Consider the following 19,097-nt stretch of genomic DNA (forward strand, 5'->3'; position numbering starts at 1 on the left):
GGATCAGGCGCGCGCGGTGCGTCGGGCCGGCGCCGGGCGGTTCAACCAGGAGCGCAGCCGGCGCAGCGCGCCCTCGTCCTTAGTGGCTGCTGCCGATGGCAGGCCCAGAATGCGTGTGCCCAGTTGCGCAACGGCTTGCGCGTAGACGGGCGCCGCTTGCAAAGACAACGGGCCTTTCAGCAGGCTGGCTGCCAGCGCGGGGCCTGCATACGGCAGATGCTGGTCGATACGGCGGCCCACAAAATCTTCGAACTGCGCCAGCTCCAACGGGGCGTGCTGTGCATGGCGCGCTTCGCTGGCCACCAGCACCAGGCGCTGGCTACCCCCACTGTCGCCCAGCTCGGCCAGCACGCGATGGGTATTGCGGGCGCCTTGCACGGTCAGCTCGGTCAGCACGACGCGTATGTCAGCGTGCGCCAGCACTTCGTCGGCCCCGGCAGGGCGGTGCGAAGGCAGATCCCACAACGACAGCGAAAACCATTGGCACAGCGCGCCGCCGATTTCCAGCGCGCGTTCCGGATCAAATGGCGTCTCGGGTCCCGGCCGCTGCGCCAGCAGCTGCAAGCGCGCGGACGGCTGGTCAGGCGTTTGAGATTCAACGTGGCCCGCCGCCAGCAACGTGCGCTGCAACAGGCGCGGGTCGATATCCGGCGCGGAAAGCAGGCTGGCCAGACCCGCGTCCGCCTCCAGCCCCAGCAGCAGCGGCAGATCGCCCTTGCGGCGGTCAAAGTCCACCAGCACCGTGGGCGTCTGGCGCGAGTGCGCCAGCCACAGACCCAGCGCTGCCGTCAGCGTGCTGACGCCCAGTCCGCCCGCTGCGCCCACGATGGCCGCGGACCGTCCGGCGCGCGCATTGCCCCCCTGGCCCAGCGGCGCGTCGTCGTCGGCGCGGGCCAGGGTATCCGTCAGCAGGTCCAGCCTGGGCGGCTTCATCAGGTAGTCGAAAATGCCGGCTTGCAGCAACTGGCGGTACAGATCCACGTCTTGCTTATCGCCCAACGCCACGATGCGGCAGGCCGGGCCGGTCAGGGCCGCCAATTCCAGCAGCGCGGCGATGGGATGCGCATGGCCGCTGATGTCTACCAACAGCACGCTGGGCAACTCGTTCGCGGCGCACCAGGCGGCCGCGGCATCCGGACCGCCCGCTTGCAACGAAACGGCGGGGCGTTGCAGGCGGATAAGCTGGTCGCCAATGACGGCCAGGTCGGCCTGCGCGGCAAAGACGGCCGGGCCGTTGGAAGGCGCGCCGCTGCGTGTCGATGTCGTGTTGCTCATGGCGGTCAATTGTCGAAGTCGATGTCGATCAGATCGCGAATCTCGCCGGTCTGATATCGGTCCACGGCGCCAGCGGCAGCCTTGCCGTCCGCGCCTTCCAAGGTGCGCGGACGCGTCAGGTCGCGCGGGTCGCTGACCATGCGTGCCAGATTGGCGCGATTGGCGCAGCCCAATGTGCCAACGCCGTAGTAGGGGTGAATGGTCCAATCGTCGGGCTTGGCAATACCGCAACGCGTCGTCTGCACCGTCAACGCTTCGGATTGCAGCTCCAGGTCCCAACCCGCCTGCGACGCTTGCTCCAGGCGTTGCGCATCCACCGGCACGGACTCCACGCGCGGCGCGCGCGCGCCGCTCCGAGCCAGCGCTTTGGCCAGCCGCTGTGCCAGTTCTTCGCCGCGGGCGTTAAACGGGGTAAGCGTCAGCACCTGCGCTTCAATGCGGCCTTGACGCGTGAGCATCTCGTTGGCGGCGCTCAGCGATTCGGGTGTCAGGCCATTGCCATCCGGCGCGGCCTGCAACGCCAACGCCACGGCGCGCGGCGCCACGGCGGGCGCCTTGGCCGGTTCGCCCGCGCCGAAACGCTTGGAGCGTAGGTCGTTCAGTTGGGTGCCGCATCCGCTCAACAGCAGCGCCAACGCCAGCGGCGCCAGCGACAGCATGCGCCAGGGCGCCGGCTTTTTCGTGGGGAGAGTCTTGTCGTAGTGCATGGCGTGTCTCGTAAGCGGCGGTCAGTACAGGTAGCCGATAGGGGCTTGTGGGGGCAGCAGATCGTCAATGCCGGACAGGCCTTGACCCGGCACCTGTAGTTCGCCCGCCGCCACCGGATCGACCACGTTGGCCGTCACCAGAATCACAAGTTCGGTTTCGTCTTTGGCCGAGACCTCGTGTTCAAACAGCCGTCCAAACAACGGAATGCTGCTCAAGCCCGGCACGCCGGACACGGTCTGTGCCTGCGTTGAACGCAACATGCCGGCCAGCGCAAAACTCTGGCCGCTCGCCAGTTCCACCGTGGTGTCGGCGCGGCGCACCTTCAATGCCGGAATCGAAATGCCTTGCAGCGTCACGGCGCCGTCTTCCGTCAATTCGCTGACTTCCGGCGCAATGTGCAGACTGATGCGGTTGGCCGACAGCAGCGTCGGCGTCATGCGCAGAATCACGCCATAGGACTTGAAGTCGATCTGGACGTTGTTGTTGGTGATGATGACGATGGGCACTTCGCCGCCCGCCGCGAATGCAGCGCTTTCGCCCGACATGGCGGTCAGGTTGGGTTCGGCCAGGACCGAAGCAAAACCTTCAGCCGACAGCGCTGAGATCAGGCCGCCCATGGTGAAGCGTCCACGCGTCGTCATGCCCCCAGCCGCAAAACGCGATGTGGTCCGGCCCGGGATCAGGCTGGAGAAGTTCTTGCCCGTCACCGAATCAAACAGCGACGGATTGATGGTTTCGGTGGAAGGCGCAAACCCGCCCGCCGCGCTGCCGCTCATGATCCCCCAGGCTCCGCTGCTTGAATTCAGCGTGGCGGCCCAGTCAAAGCCCAGCTCGTGCGACAAGGTTCGCGACACCTCAACCACACGAACCTGAATGTTGATCTGCGACGACAGCTCGACCTTGAGCTGGTTGATGACGCCTTCACGCGCACCACGTGCACCGCCGCCACCGCCACCGCCCTGTGCGCCAGCCGACACGCCGTCCAGATAGGCTTGGACCTGATCGGCAATCTGACGCGCTTCGATCGGGGTACGCACATTGCCGCGCACGATGATGCGGTTGTTCAGCGATGGTTCCAGCTCGATGTCCGCACCTGGCACGGATCGCAGGATCTGCTGGCGCAGCGTCGACAGATCATGTTCGGCCACGACGCGGACGGCGGCAATGACCTTGTCTTGCGCATCCAGCGCGTACAACGTTGTCGTGCCGACGGACTGCGCGAACACGAAGATGTTGTTTGGCGATGGCACCTGGAAACTGGCGACGCGCGGGTCAGCGACCAGCACCTTCGCGGCATCCGATTTCAGCTTCAGCAGCTGGCCTTCACGCACATGCAAGGTGATCTCGCCGGTCGGCGCAATCTTCTGCAAACTGCTGGGTAGCGACGTCGGTGTGTTCTTGACTTCTACGGCCGGGCGTACAGCCGCAGACTGTGCCAGCGCATTGGCGCTGCCCAGCAGGCACAGCAACGCGGACAGGCCAAGCCGGGACAATAAAGGGGCGGCTCCCAGTCGGGGCTTATGGTGAATCATGTCGTGTTCGAGGGGGAGGGCAGTAGGAAACGCGGGCTGCGCCGCAGGCTGGCGGTGGGGTCGCATCAGTTATCGGGCGGCCGAGGCCAAAGATTGCTCATCGTTCGGCTGCGGCGGCGACCTGAAGACTTGCGCTGTCTCCCTGTCGCCGCGAAAGGTCTGCACGATGATGGGCGGACGGGCGGGCTTCTTGAAAATGTCCGTGGCGTCATAAACACGAGTAACGCTTTTGTCTTCGTCAGACACTTGCGCAACGCTATCGGCTTGCACGCTGCGCAGGGCGAGTTGCAGCAAGCCCACTTCGCGGGACAGCGCCAATCGCTCGGCATCCTTCGGAGACACTTCCAGCGTGATGCTTTCGTAGTAGTTGCGTGGCGGTGCGGATTTTTTGTCCGCAACACCGGCTTCGGCGGGGCCGCTGGCAGCGGGGGCAATGCCTGATGGGTTGCCGTTCAACCCCAGCACTCGCGCATTGCGCACGATGGTTTGGGACGCCAGAGCGGTGTAGGACGCGTCGGGCTGTCCGATTGTCTGCGGCTGTGTCTCGTCGCGCTCCAGATGCAGAATCACATCCACCCGGTCACCGGCGCTCACCAGCCCGGAATTACTTGTCACAGCGCTGGTCGGTATGGATACCGCCCGCAGCTCGGGTTTCAGCACAGCGGCCACAAAACCGTGGTCGCCGTTGAACACCAGCCCCTCGCGCGTCAGCGGTTCGCCATCTTGCAGCGCACGGCGCGGCGTGGAGCCAGCCACGGCGCGCTCGGCCACGCGGCGCTCTTCGTCCGTCGTAGCGGCGTAATACCCGGCCCGGATCTCGCCTGCGGGCAACTCGCGCCAGACCAGCGAACGGCCAACAACGAATTCGCCGGGCGCGAGTGTTCCCGCGACAGACAGCACTTGGCGCACGGGCGCACGCGGCGCTTCGACCTGCTTGACGATCGTCACGGGCGGCGGCGGGCGCATCAGGGCGCGGCCCACCAGGGCGGCTCCAGCGGCCAAGGTGATCGCCGAGGCAAGCAGGATCAATGATCGGGTTTTCATATTAAATGAGATTGATTTGGCTTTTTATTTACGATCAAGGCAGGACGTCGCCTTGACTGCACGCGAATCGGGTGCGGGGTCCTGCGCGATAGAAGCTAGCTGTTGCTCCAGAGCACAAAGATGGCGCCGCAGGCAATGGCCAACCCGTACGGGATGCCTTGCATGGGTTCTTCGCCCAGCGCGTGCGGCGTGGGAATGACCAGCCCGGACAGCCAGACGTTGAGCCGGACCAGGCTTAACGCCAATGCGCGTTCCAGCGCACGCAAGAGCGGCAGCGCCAGCGCCATCACCCCGCCCGCCAAGGCGGTCACGATCAGGAACACGAACGTGTGCTCACCCAGCCACAGGCACAGCACCGCCATCAATTTGGCGTCGCCCGCGCCCATCCAGCGCATGGCGAACAGACAATAACCCGCCACCAATACGCCGGCGCTGGCCAGCACACCGGTCAGCAGCGACGAGCGCATCGCGGCGTTGCCCTGCATCAGCGTCCAGCCGGCATAGATCGCCCACATCAACAGCAACGCTAATACCAAACGGTTGCTGATGCGGCGATAGAGCAGATCGGACACGACCACCCATGCCAGGGCTGGCAATAGGATGATGCTGGGCAGAGAGAACGCCACGGAAATCAGTGGATCAGCCGCCGGAGCGGGAGTCGGTGCCCGCTTCGGTGATGTCGTTGGCAATAGCGCCGAATTTCTCGCGCAACGCCGTAATGAAGGCGCCGTCCGAACCGAAGATCACGCCGACTGCGGCCGCCATGGCGGCGGCCAGAATGCCGTATTCAATTGCGGTCACGCCGCTTTCGTCACGAAGGAATTGTTGGATGCGGGAAGTCACGGAAAAGTCCAAAAAATAAATCGTCGTGAAAGAAAATCGAGGGCTGCATGAGCCTTCAGTGCACAGACGATATTAGGATTCATTTGCAGCTGGCGAGCAACGAGCGAATCATTAAGAGTCGTTCAGGAACCCATGCCAGCCGGGGGTTTACAGGGCAGCCGCAGCACCGCCAGCAGGCCGCGCAAGGTGCGCGGCGCATCCTGTTGCGGGTCGGCCAGATCGTTGTCGGCAAGCACCAAAGTGCCGCCGTGCAGAGCGGCCACCGCATGCACCAGCGCCAGGCCCAAACCATGACCAGCAATCGTTCTGTCACGTGTCAGGCGGTGAAATCGCTGCACGGCCTGGCCGCGCTGGCCGGCATCGATGCCGGGCCCCTGGTCGGCAACACCCAGCTCCAACCACGCCCCCTGCCGGCGCGCCAGCAGCGTGATGGTCGTACCTGCAGGGGCGTACTTGATGGCGTTGTCGAGCAGATTGACGAGTGCCTGGAACAACAAGGCGCGGTCGCCAAGCAGCGGCGTGTCTTCTTGGATGCGGGTCAGCAGAGTCAGGGCGCGTTGTTCGGCCAGGACGTCGTAGTACTCATGCAGATCGGCCAGCAGGGCGTGCACGTCCAGCTCTGCCGGTGAATGATGGCAGCGCCCCGTTTCGATTTCGCTGATGCGCATGACGGCGCGGAACAGGTACAGGATGCGCCGGACCTCATCTTCAGCCAACGCCATCTCGGCTTCCGCGGCGGGATTGTCGCGTATCGAGTCAGCCGCATTGCTCAGGCGCTGCTGCAAGCGGGTCAGCGGCGTGCGCAGTTCGTGGGCAATGTGATTGGTCGCATTGCGGACCTCTTCCATCAGGAAGTCGATGCGCTCCAACGCCTGATTCACGTCTTTGCCCAACTGGTCGAATTCATCCTGGCGGCCATGCAGCATGACGCGCGCTTCCAGGTCGCCCCGCGCAAAACGCGCCATGGTCTGCCGTATCCGCGTAATGCGATTGGCTGCGCCAATGCTGAAAAACAGGCCTGCGCCCAGACTCAGCAACAGCGCCGTGAACACGCTCAAACCCACCACCAGCGGCACGGGATAGATCCGGTTGAGCATAGGCAAAATGTCATAGGCGATGACGTAGCGCCCGCCGTCAGGCAGCAGCGACGCGTGCCCCAGCCATTCACTTTGCCCGTCTTCCGTGTTCAACGTGGCGCGCAACCAGCCGCGGCAAGGCTGCAAGCCGCCCTGGCACATCGCAGGCGACAGCAGCTCCGCCGCGCCATACAACAGGTTGCCGTCGGACCCCTGCACCGAAATCGCACGCTCACGGCGCGCCACGGTGGCTTCACGCAGACTCAATGCGCGCGCCAATTGCGATGCGCTGTCGCGGCTGCTCAGGGTCTGGTGCGCGCGCAGTTCCGCCGCCACCATGTCCTTCACGTGACGGACCATCACATGTTCCAGCAAGTTCTGGCCCCAGGCGATCGAACCCAGCGTCACCAGCAGAAAGATAAATGCGAAGCAGGCGGTGTGGCGGAAGTGGCTCGTGGTCTGCGTCGGCGGCAACGCGGCTGTGGGCTCGTGGGCGCGCCCATCGCGCCAGAACGACTGCCAGGAGCGCGACAGGCCGGCCAGCGGCCCACGCTTGAGCGCCCGCAGCGACTCGGGAATATCAAATGGCGCAGTACTCATGTCAGCTAAGCACGTATCCCATGGCCCGCACGGTCTTCAGCAGGGGTTGGGCAAAATCCTTGTCGATCTTGGAACGCAGCTTGGAGACATGGACATCGATCAGGTTGGTTTGCGGGTCGAACTGCAGGCCCCAGACTTTTTCCAACAACATGCCGCGCGGCACGGTCTGGCCTGCGTGTTCAGCCAGTGTGCACAGCAACAGGAATTCCTTATCGGTCAGGTTGATGTCGCGCCCCGACCGGGTGACTTTGCGGCGCAGCAGGTCAATCTGCAGATCACGCACGCACAGGCGGGCGGTGTTGCTGGGCGTGTCGCCATTGCGTTGCACCAGCAGCCCCATGCGCACCATCAGCTCGGAGAAATCAAAGGGTTTGCCGACATAGTCCTGAGCGCCGGCGCGCAGGCCCTCGACGCGGTCGGACGCCTGATCCACGGCGGACAGAATGATGACAGGCGGGTGCGGACGCCCTTGCAGGCGGCGCAGCACTTCTATGCCGTCAATCCCCGGCAGCATGCGATCCAGCACGACGATATCAAACGCCTGCCGGTCCAGCGCCAATAGCGCCTGCTCCCCGGAATCGACGGACACGCAATGGTGACCGCTAGCCTGGAATTTGCTCGCCAGCCAGTAGCTGACTTTGCTGTCGTCCTCGATTAGCAGTATTCGCATGCATTCCCTCGCTCGCGTTTCACTTCATTCCGCCAGCGTTTTTCGCCGAACCCGTCATGCCGCATGCGCCTCAAACCCAAACCCCCAAGCCGATCGGCTTGCGCCAGGCTACGTATTTACGGGATCACGATTCGTCTGGCAACGGGCAGGGGCTGAAAATTAACAAGATTTAATTCTATTCTAAATAATAATGATTGTCATTCTTGTAAGATACGGTTCGATCTTCTGACCCTGGCCTGGCGGCAACATTCGCCTTGCCCGCCACCCGTTTCGACCATGTCCTCTCTTCTTGCACGAACCAGCTGTTGGCTGGGCGCGGCCCTTTTGCTGCACGCGGTCCCCGCTTGGGCAGCCGATGTCTACGTCTCTTTCGATGCGGACGGCATCGCGCGTTTTGCCCCCACCGCCATCGACGACAGTTATCGGCTGCTATTTCGCGACATGTCTTCCGGGGCGCGCGGCGCACGCCGCTCAGCGGAACCCACGCCCGAAATCAGAAAGGCGCTGCAACTGGCCGCGGACCGCCACAAGCTGGACTACGGGCTATTGCATGCGGTGGCAGAGGCCGAATCAGGTTTTGACACCGAGGCCGTGTCACCCAAGGGCGCGGTCGGGCTGATGCAGCTGATGCCGGCCACAGCCAGCCAGTACGGCGTGCCGGGCAGCCATGCCACGCTGCAATCCAATTTGAGGAAGCTGGATCTGAACGTCGATGCCGGCAGCCGCTACCTGCGCGCGCTGATGGACCGCTACGACGGAAATCTGGAGCTGACGCTGGCCGCCTACAACGCCGGCGAAGGCGCAGTCCAACGCGCCGGCAACCGCATCCCCGACTACGAGGAAACGCGCAACTACGTGCGCCGGATCATGGCGGCGTACCGCCCTGGCGCGTTGACAAGCGTGGCTTCATCGGCTCCCCCTGTCACCAGCGCTCCTCCCGCCATCGCCGCCAACCAAAGCACCGGCCCCGCCATGTGGACGCTGCAAGGCAACACCAAAGAAGTCCGGCAATTCGAACAAGGCTTCATGGTGGTGCCGCCTCGAAAACGGTAGGGGCGGATTACGCGAAAAAGGCCGCTCTGCGTTGCACTCCGCGCGAACATGCGCTGTTCGTGTCGAAGATGACAGTCTGTTGCACGTCCTCAAATGAATATTCCATGAAGCGCAACGGCTGCAAAACGATGCCTAACTGCTCGTGTTTGAACGCCTCGCCTTCGCGCGTAGTTTTGGGCGTGACAAAGTCCAGTGTGAATCCGGGCATGTCAGGGATGACCCATGACCCAGCACCGCCGCCCCCTGTCTGCGCCCTTAGCTGGAGGGGGTCAAAATACTCTTTTAGGTCAAGCGCGGGAGTGTCCGCTTTGTTGTACCTTAAACATGTAACTTAGGTACAGCACGCCAAGCATTCCCAACCTCACAGATCTGCCAGTCCGCCCCCAACTGCCTAGGCTCGCACTAGCACTGACGAACAACGTAATCTCGTGGATGCCGTACAAAGTACCTCGTACTCCGAATTGATGCGGCACGCGCCTACAAGAGATTGACTCAAAAGCTAAGGGCCGCAATCGCGGCCCTTAGAGAAAGTCATGGGGATCTGAACTTAACGAAGTTCGTGAGCGAATGGCAGTATCCGTCAGCGACCCGCGCTATTGTTCCCATTCAGAAACACCGCCCATCCCCCCACATCACTCCACCGTCACGCTCTTCGCTAGGTTCCGCGGCTTATCCACATCCGTACCGCGCACGCATGCCGTGTGATACGACAGCAGTTGCAGCGGAATCGTGTGCAGGATCGGTGACAGCTTGCCGTAGTTTTCGGGCATGCGGATCACGTGCACGCCATCCACGCTTTGGATCTTGCTGTCGGCATCGGCAAACACATACAGCTCGCCGCCACGCGCGCGCACTTCCTGCATGTTGGACTTCAGCTTTTCCAGCAGCTCGTCCTTGGGCGCAATCACGACGACAGGCATGTGCTCCGTCACCAGCGCCAGCGGGCCGTGCTTGAGTTCGCCAGCCGGGTAGGCTTCGGCGTGGATGTAGCTGATTTCCTTTAACTTCAGCGCGCCTTCCAGCGCGATCGGGTAGTGCATGCCACGGCCCAGGAACAGGGCGTTTTCCTTGGATGCGAAGCGATCGGCCCAAGCGATGATCTGCGGTTCCAGCGCCAGCACCGAACCAATCGCGACGGGCAGGTGGCGCAGCGCCTTCAGGTGATCGGCTTCCTGCTCTTCCGTCAGGCGGCCGCGCACTTGCGCCAGCGTCAGGGTCAACAGGAACAGCGCGGTCAGCTGGGTCGTGAAAGCCTTGGTCGATGCCACGCCAATTTCAACCCCGGCGCGCGTGATGTACGACAGCTTGCACTCACGCACCATGGCGCTGGTAGACACGTTGCAGATGGTCAGCGTGTTGTCCATGCCCAGCGAACGCGCGTGCTTCAGCGCGGCCAGCGTGTCGGCGGTTTCGCCGGATTGCGAGATGGTCACCACCAGCGAGCGCGGATTGGGCACGCTGTCGCGGTAGCGGTATTCGCTGGCGATTTCGACCGCAACCGGGATCTTGGCAACCGACTCGATCCAATACTTGGCCGTCAGACCCGCGTAGTAGCTGGTGCCGCAAGCCAGGATCAACAGCGAATCGATGTCCTTGAAGATCTTGTAGGCCTGGTCGCCGAACAATTCGGGCGTGATGGCTTCGATGTCTTGCAGCGTGTCGCCAACGGCGCGCGGCTGCTCGAAGATTTCCTTTTGCATGTAGTGACGGTACGGGCCCAGCTCGGCAGCGCCGGTGTGCACGTGCACCGTGTGCACTTCGCGATTCACGTTCTTGCCGTCAGCGTCCACAATCCACACGCGCGACAGCTGCAGATCGACGACGTCGCCATCTTCCAGGTAGATGATCTGGTCGGTCGTGCCGGCCAGAGCCAGCGCGTCAGAGGCCAGGAAATTCTCATTCTGGCCCACGCCCACCACCAGCGGCGAGCCTTGGCGAGCGCCCACCACGCGATGCGGTTCATCGCGGCAGAACACGGCAATGGCGTATGCGCCATGCAGACGGCGCACGGCATTCTGCACGGTTTCAAACAGATCGCCAGCGTACAGGTGGTTGACCAGATGCGCGATCACTTCGGTGTCGGTCTGGCTTTCAAACACATAACCCACGGCCTGCAGCTCGGCGCGCAGTTCGTCGTGGTTTTCAATGATGCCGTTGTGGACCAGCGCAATGCGCGGTTCCTCGTTGCCCAGGTGCGAGAAGTGCGGATGGGCGTTGTGCGTGGCCGGCACGCCATGGGTGGCCCAACGCGTGTGGGCGATACCCGTAAAACCCTGCACCTTGTCTTGCGCGACCTGCTCGGCCAATTCGGCCACACGCTGCGTGCTGCGCGTGCGGCGCAGCTTGCCGTCGGCGTAAACGGCGACGCCGCAAGAATCGTAGCCGCGATACTCCAGGCGCTTCAGGCCTTCAACAAGAATCGGGGTGATGTCGCGCTGGGCGACGGCGCCAACAATGCCGCACATAGGAGAGACTCCGGTAAGTTCGTGTACCGGTGCATTGTGCGCGACCCCGTAAGAAATTTGATTTCTTAATATAGCTATTTTTGTAAGTTAATTCCCTTACATATTTGTGATTAAATAATCTTTCATCAAAGATAGATTTTTGGATTATTTATGCAAAATCCGCCGATTCCGCTGCCAGACTTGGATGATCTGGACTTGCGCATTCTTGAACAGTTACAAGAAGACAGCTCGCTGACCAATCAGGATCTGGCGGGGCGCGTGCACGCATCGCCGCCAACCTGCCTGCGCCGGGTGCGCCGATTGGTGGACGAGGGCGTGATCGACAGACAGGTCGCCATCCTGGCGGCCGAAAAGCTGGGCAGCACGTTAACGGCGATTGTTGAGATCACGCTGGATGTGCAGGCGGCGGAAAGCCTGGATATCTTCGAGCAAAGCATGCTGGACGAACCCGCCGTGCTGCAATGCTACCGGGTGTCGCCCGGCCCGGATTTCGTGGTGATTGCGCAGGTGAAAGACATGCCGGCCTATCACGCGCTGGTGCATCGCGCGTTCACCGCGCAAGCCAACGTGCGCAATGTGCGCACGTTCTTCTCGGTGCATCGCGCCAAGTTTGAAACGCGGATAGCTGTGCGGGGCTAGTCGGGCCTAACCGCGCCCTAACAAGCGCTCAAACTGCGCCAGATACCGGTTTCCCATCTTCTGCACATCATGTTCGTTGCGCACGTACTCATACGCGCGTTCCGTAACGTCCTGGCGGAACGCCGCGTCGTCCAGGCAGCGCGCCATGCCGGCCGCCATCGCCTGATGGTCTCCCACCGCGACCAGCACCCCGCGTCCATCGGCCAGGCTTTCCTTCAGGCCGCCAGCATCCGTGGATACCACAGGCACGCGTTGCAGGAAGGCGTCCAGCACACTGCTGCCCAGGGCTTCTTCCTCGGAGCTCATGACGAATACGTCCAGGATGCTGTAGAAGTCCTCGACGCCTTTGCGAAAACCGGCAAAACGATAAACGTCTTCGATGCCGAGTTTCGCGGCTTCGTCTTTGGCCTGTTGCTCGCGGTCGCCACCGGCGCCGAAATGCAGAAAAACAAAATCGCGGCGCGTCTTGGCCAATTCCCCGATCGCGCGCACCAGCGTTACCGGATCTTTGTCGCGGATCAGCGCGGCGGACGTTGCCATCACCTTCTTGCCGGCCAGGTCGAATTCCCGCACCAGGCTGGCGACGTTCTCGGTGTTTATCGTGTGGGGTTCCACCGCGCTGCGGATGATGACGGGCTCGATTCCCAGGCGGCGCGGCTCGCCCGCCGCCATCTCGCTGATGGCAACGAACAGGTTGGCATGACGCCACTTGAAACCGGTCTTCCATTCGTCGCCCGGCTTCACGACGAAAGAGGTACGGCGTGAAAAGGCAACCGGACTTCGATGCAGCCACTTGGTCAGCACCGCCCACGTAATGGTGTTGGCGGTCTGCGCGTGGATGATGTCGTAACGGCCGGCGCCGGCCAGGAACGCCAACTGGCCGGGCACGTTGCGGCAGGTATGGGCCACAAAGCCCTCCTGGCGCGCACGTTCGGCCAGCGGCGCGCCTTCACGGCACATCACTTCGACATCATGGCCCGCCTTGCGGAAGGCGCGCATGCAATACAGCGTCTGCCGCTCACCGCCGCGCCAGCCTTTCTCGAAGTTCAGTTGCAGGATCTTCATGCGCGCCCGATGCCCGAATACTCAAAGCCCAGACCACGCACGTCAGCGGGCGTGTACAGATTGCGACCGTCGATGATCAAGGGGGTCTTGAGCAGCGCTTTGACACGATCAAAGTCGGGCGCGCGGAATACCTTCCATTCCGTGGCGATCAGCAGCGCATCGGCGCCATCCAGCGCGTCATACATGTCGGTGGCAAAGCTGATGCCAGGCTGGCCGACCAGCATACGCGCGGCCTCGTGCATGGCAACCGGGTCGTAGGCGCGGACTTCGGCGCCACGGCGCGTCAGCTCGGCAATAACCGTCAGGCTGGGGGCTTCACGCATATCGTCGGTGTTGGGCTTGAAAGACAGGCCCCACAGCGCGATCTTGCGACCACGCAGGTCGTCGCCAAACCGCGCCACAACTTTTTCGGACAAGCGGAATTTCTGCGCGTGGTTGGCGGCTTCTGCGGCCTCGATCACGCGCATGGGCAGCGAGTTTTCGGCAGCGGTATTGACCAGCGCCTGGACGTCCTTGGGGAAGCAGGAGCCGCCGTAGCCCGCGCCGGGATACAGAAAATGATAACCAATGCGCGGGTCCGCGCCGATGCCACGGCGCACCTGCTCGATGTCGGCGCCCAGTGCTTCGGCCAGATTCGCCATCTCGTTCATGAACGAGATGCGCGTGGCCAGCATGGCGTTGGCGGCGTACTTGGTAAGTTCAGCCGAACGCACATCCATCACCATCAGACGGTCGTGGGTGCGCTGGAACGGTTCATAGATGCGGCGCATCACGCTGACCGTGTAGTCGTCATCAGCGCCCACCACCACGCGGTCGGGGCTCATGAAGTCGTTGATGGCCGCGCCTTCTTTCAGGAACTCGGGGTTGGATGCCACGCTGAAAGGAATATCCACACCGCGAGCAGCCAGTTCCTTGACCACCACGGCACGCACCTTGTCGGCCGTGCCCACAGGCACTGTCGACTTGTCCACGATCAGCTTGCGCGACGTCATGTGCCGCGCGATGTTCAGCGCGGCGGCCAGCACGTACTTCAGATCGGCGGAGCCGTCTTCGCCGGGCGGCGTGCCCACGGCGATGAATTGCACGTCGCCAAAGGCCACGCTTTGCGCCACATCGTCCGTGAAATGCAGGCGGCCCGCCTGCACGTTGCGGCGGACCAGATCTTCCAGGCCGGGCTCATAGATGGGGATGCCGCCTTGGCGCAACAGGGCGATTTTCGCCGCGTCCACGTCCAGGCACATGACATCGTTACCCATGTCGGCCAGGCACGCACCCGACACCAACCCAACGTAACCGGTACCCACGACCGTGATTTTCATGCCTGCACGCCTTCAAAAATGGGGAATCTTTTGCGCCTGGTCTCTGGAACCAGGCGCCGGCCGCCATTATAGAAGCGGCCGGGGACTAGGGCCGCAGCTTGCTGAAACGGACCGTATTTACCACCACCGCCAGGGCGGCGCAAAACGTCCCCAGCACCAGCGCCAGCCCCGGGCCATGCGCAACGCTGACGCTGAAGGCGATGGCCACCAGCGCCGTGCCAAAGCTCTGACCGAACACCCGGGTCGTGGCTTGCAAGCCGCCTGCGGCGCCACTGCGTGAGCGGGGCGCCGCCGACAGCATGGCGCGGTTATTCGGGGTTTGAAAGAAGCCAAAACCCACGCCCGCCACGAACATGCCCACCACGATGACCCCATTGGACGCCGTGGTGGGCAAGAGCGCCAACCACAACATGCCCGCCACCATGCCAGCCGCCCCCACGCCACTGAGGGTGGCGGCGGAATAACGGTCGGACAGGCGTCCGGCGAGCGGAGCGATGAGGGCCGTCCCCACGGGCCAGGCGCCCATCAGCAAGCCGACCTCAAGGTAGGGCCGGCCCAGCACCTGCTGAAAGTAGAAAGGCAGCGACACATACGACGCCATCTGCGCGGCAAAGGTGCAGGCTGATGCGCCCACGGCAAACGCCAGCGGGCGGATGCGAAGCAAGTCGACCGGTACCAAGGGAGCCGGCTGCTTGCTGGCCCGGCGCACCAGCGCCACGCCGACCACCGCTGCAATCGCCACCAGACCGATGCCGCGCAGCAGATCCTCGCCCATCATGTCCACGCCAGAAATGAACACGCCCAGCGTAATCATGCACAGCAGGGCGCTGAACCAATCCAGCTTGACGTCATTGCGCGGCACTTCGGGCAGATGACGCAGCCCGAACATGGCCAGAATGCAGATCGGCAAGTTGACCGCGAAGATCCACGGCCACGGCGCCACTTCCAGAATGGCGGACCCGATAGTGGGGCCCAGGACCGACATCACGGCCACCGTGGTGGCGTTGATACTGATCCCGCGTCCCAGCATTTTCAGGGGATAGATGTTGCGCACCAGACCGCCGAACATACACATCAGGGTCGCGGCGCCCACGCCCTGGAACACGCGCGCTGCCGTCAACTGCCACAGCGTGCCAGCCAGCGCGCACCCCAGAGAAGCCAGGGTGAATAGCACGAGGCCAAACGTGAACATGCGGCGAAAGCCGATACGCTCGGCCAGCGCCGACAAGGGCAGCAGCATCATCACCACCGCCAGGTTGTAGGCGTTGACGACCCATACCGCCTGGGCAGGTGTTGCGTTCAGATCAACGGCAATCGTGGGCAGCGCCACGTTGGCGATGGTGGTGTCCAGCACAGACAGGCTGATGCCTATCATCACCGTCGCGGCCGCCCAGTAGCGGCGCGGCGTCGGCAGACCGTCGGGCGGGACGCACTTGGCGCCGCCGCCCTTGGCTGGGTCGTTCTCGGGCGTCACGATTTTTTGACCGGACGCTGCCAACCCTCAACGGTGATTTGCTTGGCGCGCGACACCGTCAGCTTGTCAGCCGGCGCATCGCGGGTCAAAGTGGTGCCCGCGCCCAGCGTCGCACCGCGGCCCACGCGCACCGGCGCCACCAGTTGCGTATCCGATCCAATGAAGGCGTCGTCTTCAATGACGGTGCGGTGCTTGTTCACGCCGTCGTAATTGCAGGTAATGGTGCCAGCGCCCACGTTCACGCGCGCGCCGATGTCGGCATCGCCGATGTAAGCCAGGTGATTGGCCTTGCTGTCCGCACCCAGCACGCTCTTCTTGATCTCGACGAAGTTGCCGACGTGGCTGCGGTCGCCCAGTTCAGCGCCCGGACGCAAGCGGGCATACGGACCAACGCGCGCGTCGCGGCCAACCTCGGCTTCGTGCAGATGACTGTAGGCTTCGATCTGCGTGCCCGCGCCAACCGATACGTCGCGCAACACGCAATGCGGGCCCACGCGCACGCCGTCAGCCAACGACACGTTGCCTTCAAATACGCAGCCCACGTCGATGAACACGTCGCGTCCGCACGTCAGCGAACCGCGCACGTCAAAGCGCGCCGGATCGGCCAGCGTCACGCCGGCTTCAAGCTGGCGGCGAGCCTGCTCGCCTTGCCAACGGCGTTCCAGTTCTGCTTGCTGCACGCGGCTGTTCACGCCCAGCGTTTCCCAGCCAGCGCCCGGTTGCGCAGCACCCACCGGCACGCCGTCGGTCACGGCCAGCCCGACCACATCGGTCAGGTAGTACTCGCCCTGCGCGTTCTTATTGTCGATGCGCGAGAGCCAGTCTTTCAGCTTCGCCGTCGGCGCGGTCAGGATGCCGGTGTTCACTTCTTTGATGGCGCGCTCGGCTTCAGAGGCGTCCTTGTGCTCGACGATGCGGCACACGTTGCCCTTGTCGTCGCGCACAATGCGGCCATAGCCGGTGGAGTCCGCCAGCACTTCTGTCAGCACAGCGCTACCGGCGCCGCGGGCTTGCAGCAGGCGTTGCAGCGTCTCAGGCTGCACCAGCGGCACGTCGCCGTACAACACCAGCGTCACATCGTCCTTGCCGTCGCCATCCAGCAGCAGCGGCACGGCTTGCTGCACGGCGTGGCCGGTGCCTTGCTGCGGCTGTTGCAATACAAAGTGCAGATCCTCCTGACCCTGGAACGCCTGTTTGACGCGGTCTGCTCCATGGCCCACGACAACAATGATGCGCGCCGGTTTCAGTTGGCGCGCGCTGTCCAGCACGTGGGCCAGCATCGGTTTGCCCGCCAGGGTGTGCAGTACTTTAGGCAGGTCGGACTGCATGCGTTTACCCAGTCCGGCGGCAAGAATCACTACATTAAGCATAAGTTCTATCAGGTTTGAAGACGGCAGAGCGGCCTTGCGGCCGGCTCGCGTGTCGATTGAAAGAGAGGGTCAGGGCTTGCCGTCGGCAGGCCCGGTTTTCTTGGCGGCAGCCGTGCCGCGTTTAACTGCTGTCTTGGCGGCGCTCTTTGCGGCAGGCTTGGAAGCCTTGGCGCTGGTCTTGGCCGCAGCCTTGGATTCGCCCGGCTTGGCCTTGGAGGCAGATGCCGCGTCCGCGCCAGGCGCGGCAGGGCTTGCCGGCATGGATGCGGCCGTCGCCGTGGCAATCTGGGTGAACTGCTGCTGGAGCAGATCCCACCAGGCTTTGGACGCCGACTGCGCTGCGGCGCCCATTTGCTCGCTCATCGCCGCGGCGCCTGAATCCGGCGCAGCATTGGGATTTGCTTCCTGGCCAGCATCTTTGTTCGCAGAAGCGTCTTGCGACTTGTTTTCCTGAGCGCTCGCCGCCGGGGCAGACGTCTTGGGCGCGGGTTTCAAGCCCAGCACCACTTCCAGCGGCGAGGCGGCGCCGCTGTCGCGGACCGCGCCCAAATCCATACTGGCTGCGCTATCCACAAAGGCGCGCAAAGTGCTGATGGTTGAACGCTGCACTTCCATGCCTTGAATGGTGGAAGACAGCATCGACAAGTTCATGCGCAGCCAGCTTTCCACCGAACGCAGCTCGGCGATGCGGCGATCCAGATCTTCCAGATTCATGGGCGGCGCCATGGGCAGGCTGCTGGCCAGCCCGCCCGGGCCGGTCAGGCCAGCCCAAGCCTGGCGCATCATTTCCATGCTGGCCAGCAGGGGGTTGCCCGACAGATCGGATTGCTGCCCCATGCCGGGCAGGACAAACGGATTCGTGAATTGATCGCTCATGCCAGGTCTCCCCAAAGACGGATGGTTACCGCTGGCTGCCGGGATCAACCCGGCAGCAGCTGATTATTCTCCACACGCACATGATCGCCGGACGCGAAGGTGAACGGCTGTGCGCTACGGAACTGGCGTGCACTACCGTCGCGCATGCGGACTGTAAGCTCATAGTGCGTCACCGTTTGTTGCTGTCTGATATTACGCTCAACTTCACGGCCTGCCAAAGCGCCGCCCACAGCGCCCAGCACGGTCAACGCCGTCTTGCCGTTGCCTCCGCCAAACTGATTACCCACAACGCCCCCCACCACGCCGCCGCCAATGGTGCCGACCAGATGGTCGCTGTTGTCTTTGACCGGCACCTGCACCTGGCGGATGGTCTCAACCACACCGCAGCTTTGGCAAGCTTGCTGCGCAGGCGGCGGGGCTTGGGGACGCGGGGCGGCGGCAGATGCCGGACGTGCCTGCTGGCCCTGCTGCGCCTGCGGTGCCTGCGCAGCAGCTTGCGGCGCGGGCGCCAGATTGGCGCTTTCCGGACCGGCCTCGGCCACAGGCTCATCGGCGTGCGGATTGGCCGACGGCGAGGGCAGCCAGCCCATGACGGCGGCAACACCAACCGCGCACATAACGATGACGGCAATCGCCGCGGCAGCCACCAGCGGGTGCAGGCCGCGGCGCGGGTTATCAATTCGGGTGGATGTATTCATGACGATGCTCCATCGTAACTAACCGGGTGTCGGTATAGCATTCAGGCGCGGTTTCGGCATGTTGCGATGGTGACGCTTCTTTGCAGGCAGAGGCAAGTGGACAGCGATGTTCTTTCGTGGACAATACGCAGATGAATTCCATTTCTCTGCCCCAGCTTGAACAGGCAATCAACTATTGGCGCAATGTCTCGCCGTCTGTTGGCGACGAGTCTCGCCTGTGCCCCGAGGCCGCCGCACTGGCAACGCCCTATGCGCTGATGATCATGGCTCACCGCCACGATATCCCGGTCGCCGAACTGAACGAAAAAGCACAGGCTGCATTGGCCGGCTGGCTGGCTGCCGCAGGCGCGCAACCCAGTGCGCAGCCCAAGGCCCAGCCCTGATCAGCGC

Annotated in this window: 18 protein-coding genes; 3 read left to right on the top strand and 15 right to left on the bottom strand. The window is 63.4% G+C overall.

What is annotated here, in order from left to right; all coding sequences use genetic code 11:
• Window positions 1–3 precede the first annotated feature (3 nt).
• The 8 genes from RAS12_RS20515 to RAS12_RS20550 form a co-directional block, all read right to left on the bottom strand.
• Entirely contained in the window at window positions 4–1,275 is a 1,272-nt protein-coding gene (locus RAS12_RS20515; protein WP_306939678.1) for a CpaE/TadZ family protein, read from the bottom strand.
• A 5-nt stretch (window positions 1,276–1,280) separates the two neighbouring features.
• The gene (locus tag RAS12_RS20520; protein WP_306939679.1) at window positions 1,281–1,982 is read right to left on the bottom strand and encodes a CpaD family pilus assembly lipoprotein; all 702 of its coding nucleotides are present in this window, start codon (window positions 1,980–1,982) and stop codon (window positions 1,281–1,283) included.
• Window positions 1,983–2,003: 21 nt separating this feature from the next.
• Window positions 2,004–3,515 carry a type II and III secretion system protein family protein gene (locus RAS12_RS20525; RefSeq protein ID WP_306939680.1) on the bottom strand — a complete coding sequence of 504 codons (1,512 nt, stop codon included), beginning with the start codon at window positions 3,513–3,515 and terminating at the stop codon, window positions 2,004–2,006.
• A 69-nt stretch (window positions 3,516–3,584) separates the two neighbouring features.
• A complete protein-coding gene (gene cpaB / locus RAS12_RS20530; RefSeq protein ID WP_306939681.1) occupies window positions 3,585–4,559 on the bottom strand; it encodes a Flp pilus assembly protein CpaB in 975 nt (324 codons plus the stop codon).
• A gap of 95 nt (window positions 4,560–4,654) precedes the next feature.
• Window positions 4,655–5,185, bottom strand: a complete 531-nt coding sequence (locus RAS12_RS20535) for an A24 family peptidase (RefSeq protein ID WP_306939682.1) — start codon at window positions 5,183–5,185, stop codon at window positions 4,655–4,657.
• Window positions 5,186–5,198: 13 nt separating this feature from the next.
• Window positions 5,199–5,402 carry a Flp family type IVb pilin gene (locus RAS12_RS20540; protein WP_306939683.1) on the bottom strand — a complete coding sequence of 68 codons (204 nt, stop codon included), beginning with the start codon at window positions 5,400–5,402 and terminating at the stop codon, window positions 5,199–5,201.
• A gap of 122 nt (window positions 5,403–5,524) precedes the next feature.
• A complete protein-coding gene (locus RAS12_RS20545; protein ID WP_306939684.1) occupies window positions 5,525–7,078 on the bottom strand; it encodes a sensor histidine kinase in 1,554 nt (517 codons plus the stop codon).
• Window position 7,079: 1 nt separating this feature from the next.
• Window positions 7,080–7,748, bottom strand: coding sequence for a response regulator transcription factor (locus tag RAS12_RS20550; protein ID WP_306939685.1), 669 nt, complete (start codon window positions 7,746–7,748; stop codon window positions 7,080–7,082).
• 276 nt (window positions 7,749–8,024) lie between these two features.
• Between RAS12_RS20550 and RAS12_RS20555 the strand changes: the two genes are divergently transcribed.
• Complete coding sequence (locus tag RAS12_RS20555) at window positions 8,025–8,801, top strand: lytic transglycosylase domain-containing protein (RefSeq protein WP_306939686.1); 777 nt, start codon at window positions 8,025–8,027, stop codon at window positions 8,799–8,801.
• A 632-nt stretch (window positions 8,802–9,433) separates the two neighbouring features.
• Here the strand turns inward: RAS12_RS20555 and glmS are convergent.
• On the bottom strand, window positions 9,434–11,266 hold the full coding sequence (glmS, locus tag RAS12_RS20560; protein ID WP_306939687.1) for a glutamine--fructose-6-phosphate transaminase (isomerizing): 1,833 nt from the start codon (window positions 11,264–11,266) through the stop codon (window positions 9,434–9,436).
• Between the two features lie 150 nt (window positions 11,267–11,416).
• Here glmS and RAS12_RS20565 point away from each other — a divergent pair, with 150 nt between their 5' ends.
• Complete coding sequence (locus tag RAS12_RS20565) at window positions 11,417–11,905, top strand: Lrp/AsnC family transcriptional regulator (protein ID WP_306939688.1); 489 nt, start codon at window positions 11,417–11,419, stop codon at window positions 11,903–11,905.
• 6 nt (window positions 11,906–11,911) lie between these two features.
• Here the strand turns inward: RAS12_RS20565 and RAS12_RS20570 are convergent, their stop codons facing one another.
• From RAS12_RS20570 to RAS12_RS20595, 6 genes are all read right to left on the bottom strand, one after another.
• Window positions 11,912–12,970 (bottom strand): glycosyltransferase family 4 protein, encoded by a 1,059-nt coding sequence (locus RAS12_RS20570; protein ID WP_306939689.1) that lies wholly within the window; start codon window positions 12,968–12,970, stop codon window positions 11,912–11,914.
• The gene (locus RAS12_RS20575; RefSeq protein ID WP_306939690.1) at window positions 12,967–14,289 is read right to left on the bottom strand and encodes a UDP-glucose dehydrogenase family protein; all 1,323 of its coding nucleotides are present in this window, start codon (window positions 14,287–14,289) and stop codon (window positions 12,967–12,969) included. The genes RAS12_RS20570 and RAS12_RS20575 overlap by 4 nt, the downstream gene beginning before the upstream one ends.
• An 85-nt stretch (window positions 14,290–14,374) precedes the next feature.
• Window positions 14,375–15,763 carry an MFS transporter gene (locus RAS12_RS20580; protein WP_306939691.1) on the bottom strand — a complete coding sequence of 463 codons (1,389 nt, stop codon included), beginning with the start codon at window positions 15,761–15,763 and terminating at the stop codon, window positions 14,375–14,377.
• A complete protein-coding gene (gene glmU, locus RAS12_RS20585; protein WP_306939692.1) occupies window positions 15,760–17,133 on the bottom strand; it encodes a bifunctional UDP-N-acetylglucosamine diphosphorylase/glucosamine-1-phosphate N-acetyltransferase GlmU in 1,374 nt (457 codons plus the stop codon). Before glmU ends, RAS12_RS20580 begins: the two co-directional genes overlap by 4 nt.
• A 69-nt stretch (window positions 17,134–17,202) precedes the next feature.
• Complete coding sequence (locus RAS12_RS20590) at window positions 17,203–18,009, bottom strand: PhaM family polyhydroxyalkanoate granule multifunctional regulatory protein (RefSeq protein WP_306939693.1); 807 nt, start codon at window positions 18,007–18,009, stop codon at window positions 17,203–17,205.
• Between the two features lie 44 nt (window positions 18,010–18,053).
• Entirely contained in the window at window positions 18,054–18,707 is a 654-nt protein-coding gene (locus RAS12_RS20595) for a glycine zipper 2TM domain-containing protein (protein WP_306939694.1), read from the bottom strand.
• A 131-nt stretch (window positions 18,708–18,838) separates the two neighbouring features.
• Between RAS12_RS20595 and RAS12_RS20600 the strand changes: the two genes are divergently transcribed.
• Window positions 18,839–19,090: a DUF3717 domain-containing protein gene (locus RAS12_RS20600; protein ID WP_306939695.1), complete on the top strand. Its 252-nt coding sequence runs from the start codon at window positions 18,839–18,841 to the stop codon at window positions 19,088–19,090.
• Window positions 19,091–19,097: the final 7 nt, after the last annotated feature.

It is taken from the genome of Achromobacter seleniivolatilans, assembly GCF_030864005.1.
GTDB lineage: Bacteria > Pseudomonadota > Gammaproteobacteria > Burkholderiales > Burkholderiaceae_B > Achromobacter > Achromobacter seleniivolatilans.

Excerpts from the sequence above, each read along its gene's own strand:
- RAS12_RS20575 (WP_306939690.1), bottom strand. The coding sequence starts at position 14,289 with ATGAAAATCACGGTCGTGGGTACCGGTTACGTTGGGTTGGTGTCGGGT.
- glmU (WP_306939692.1), bottom strand. The coding sequence starts at position 17,133 with ATGCTTAATGTAGTGATTCTTGCCGCCGGACTGGGTAAACGCATGCAG.
- RAS12_RS20525 (WP_306939680.1), bottom strand. The coding sequence starts at position 3,515 with ATGATTCACCATAAGCCCCGACTGGGAGCCGCCCCTTTATTGTCCCGG.
- RAS12_RS20590 (WP_306939693.1), bottom strand. The coding sequence starts at position 18,009 with ATGAGCGATCAATTCACGAATCCGTTTGTCCTGCCCGGCATGGGGCAG.
- RAS12_RS20545 (WP_306939684.1), bottom strand. The coding sequence starts at position 7,078 with ATGAGTACTGCGCCATTTGATATTCCCGAGTCGCTGCGGGCGCTCAAG.
- RAS12_RS20520 (WP_306939679.1), bottom strand. The coding sequence starts at position 1,982 with ATGCACTACGACAAGACTCTCCCCACGAAAAAGCCGGCGCCCTGGCGC.
- RAS12_RS20600 (WP_306939695.1), top strand. The coding sequence starts at position 18,839 with ATGAATTCCATTTCTCTGCCCCAGCTTGAACAGGCAATCAACTATTGG.
- RAS12_RS20555 (WP_306939686.1), top strand. The coding sequence starts at position 8,025 with ATGTCCTCTCTTCTTGCACGAACCAGCTGTTGGCTGGGCGCGGCCCTT.
- RAS12_RS20515 (WP_306939678.1), bottom strand. The coding sequence starts at position 1,275 with ATGAGCAACACGACATCGACACGCAGCGGCGCGCCTTCCAACGGCCCG.
- glmS (WP_306939687.1), bottom strand. The coding sequence starts at position 11,266 with ATGTGCGGCATTGTTGGCGCCGTCGCCCAGCGCGACATCACCCCGATT.
- RAS12_RS20565 (WP_306939688.1), top strand. The coding sequence starts at position 11,417 with ATGCAAAATCCGCCGATTCCGCTGCCAGACTTGGATGATCTGGACTTG.
- RAS12_RS20550 (WP_306939685.1), bottom strand. The coding sequence starts at position 7,748 with ATGCGAATACTGCTAATCGAGGACGACAGCAAAGTCAGCTACTGGCTG.
- cpaB (WP_306939681.1), bottom strand. The coding sequence starts at position 4,559 with ATGAAAACCCGATCATTGATCCTGCTTGCCTCGGCGATCACCTTGGCC.
- RAS12_RS20570 (WP_306939689.1), bottom strand. The coding sequence starts at position 12,970 with ATGAAGATCCTGCAACTGAACTTCGAGAAAGGCTGGCGCGGCGGTGAG.
- RAS12_RS20595 (WP_306939694.1), bottom strand. The coding sequence starts at position 18,707 with ATGAATACATCCACCCGAATTGATAACCCGCGCCGCGGCCTGCACCCG.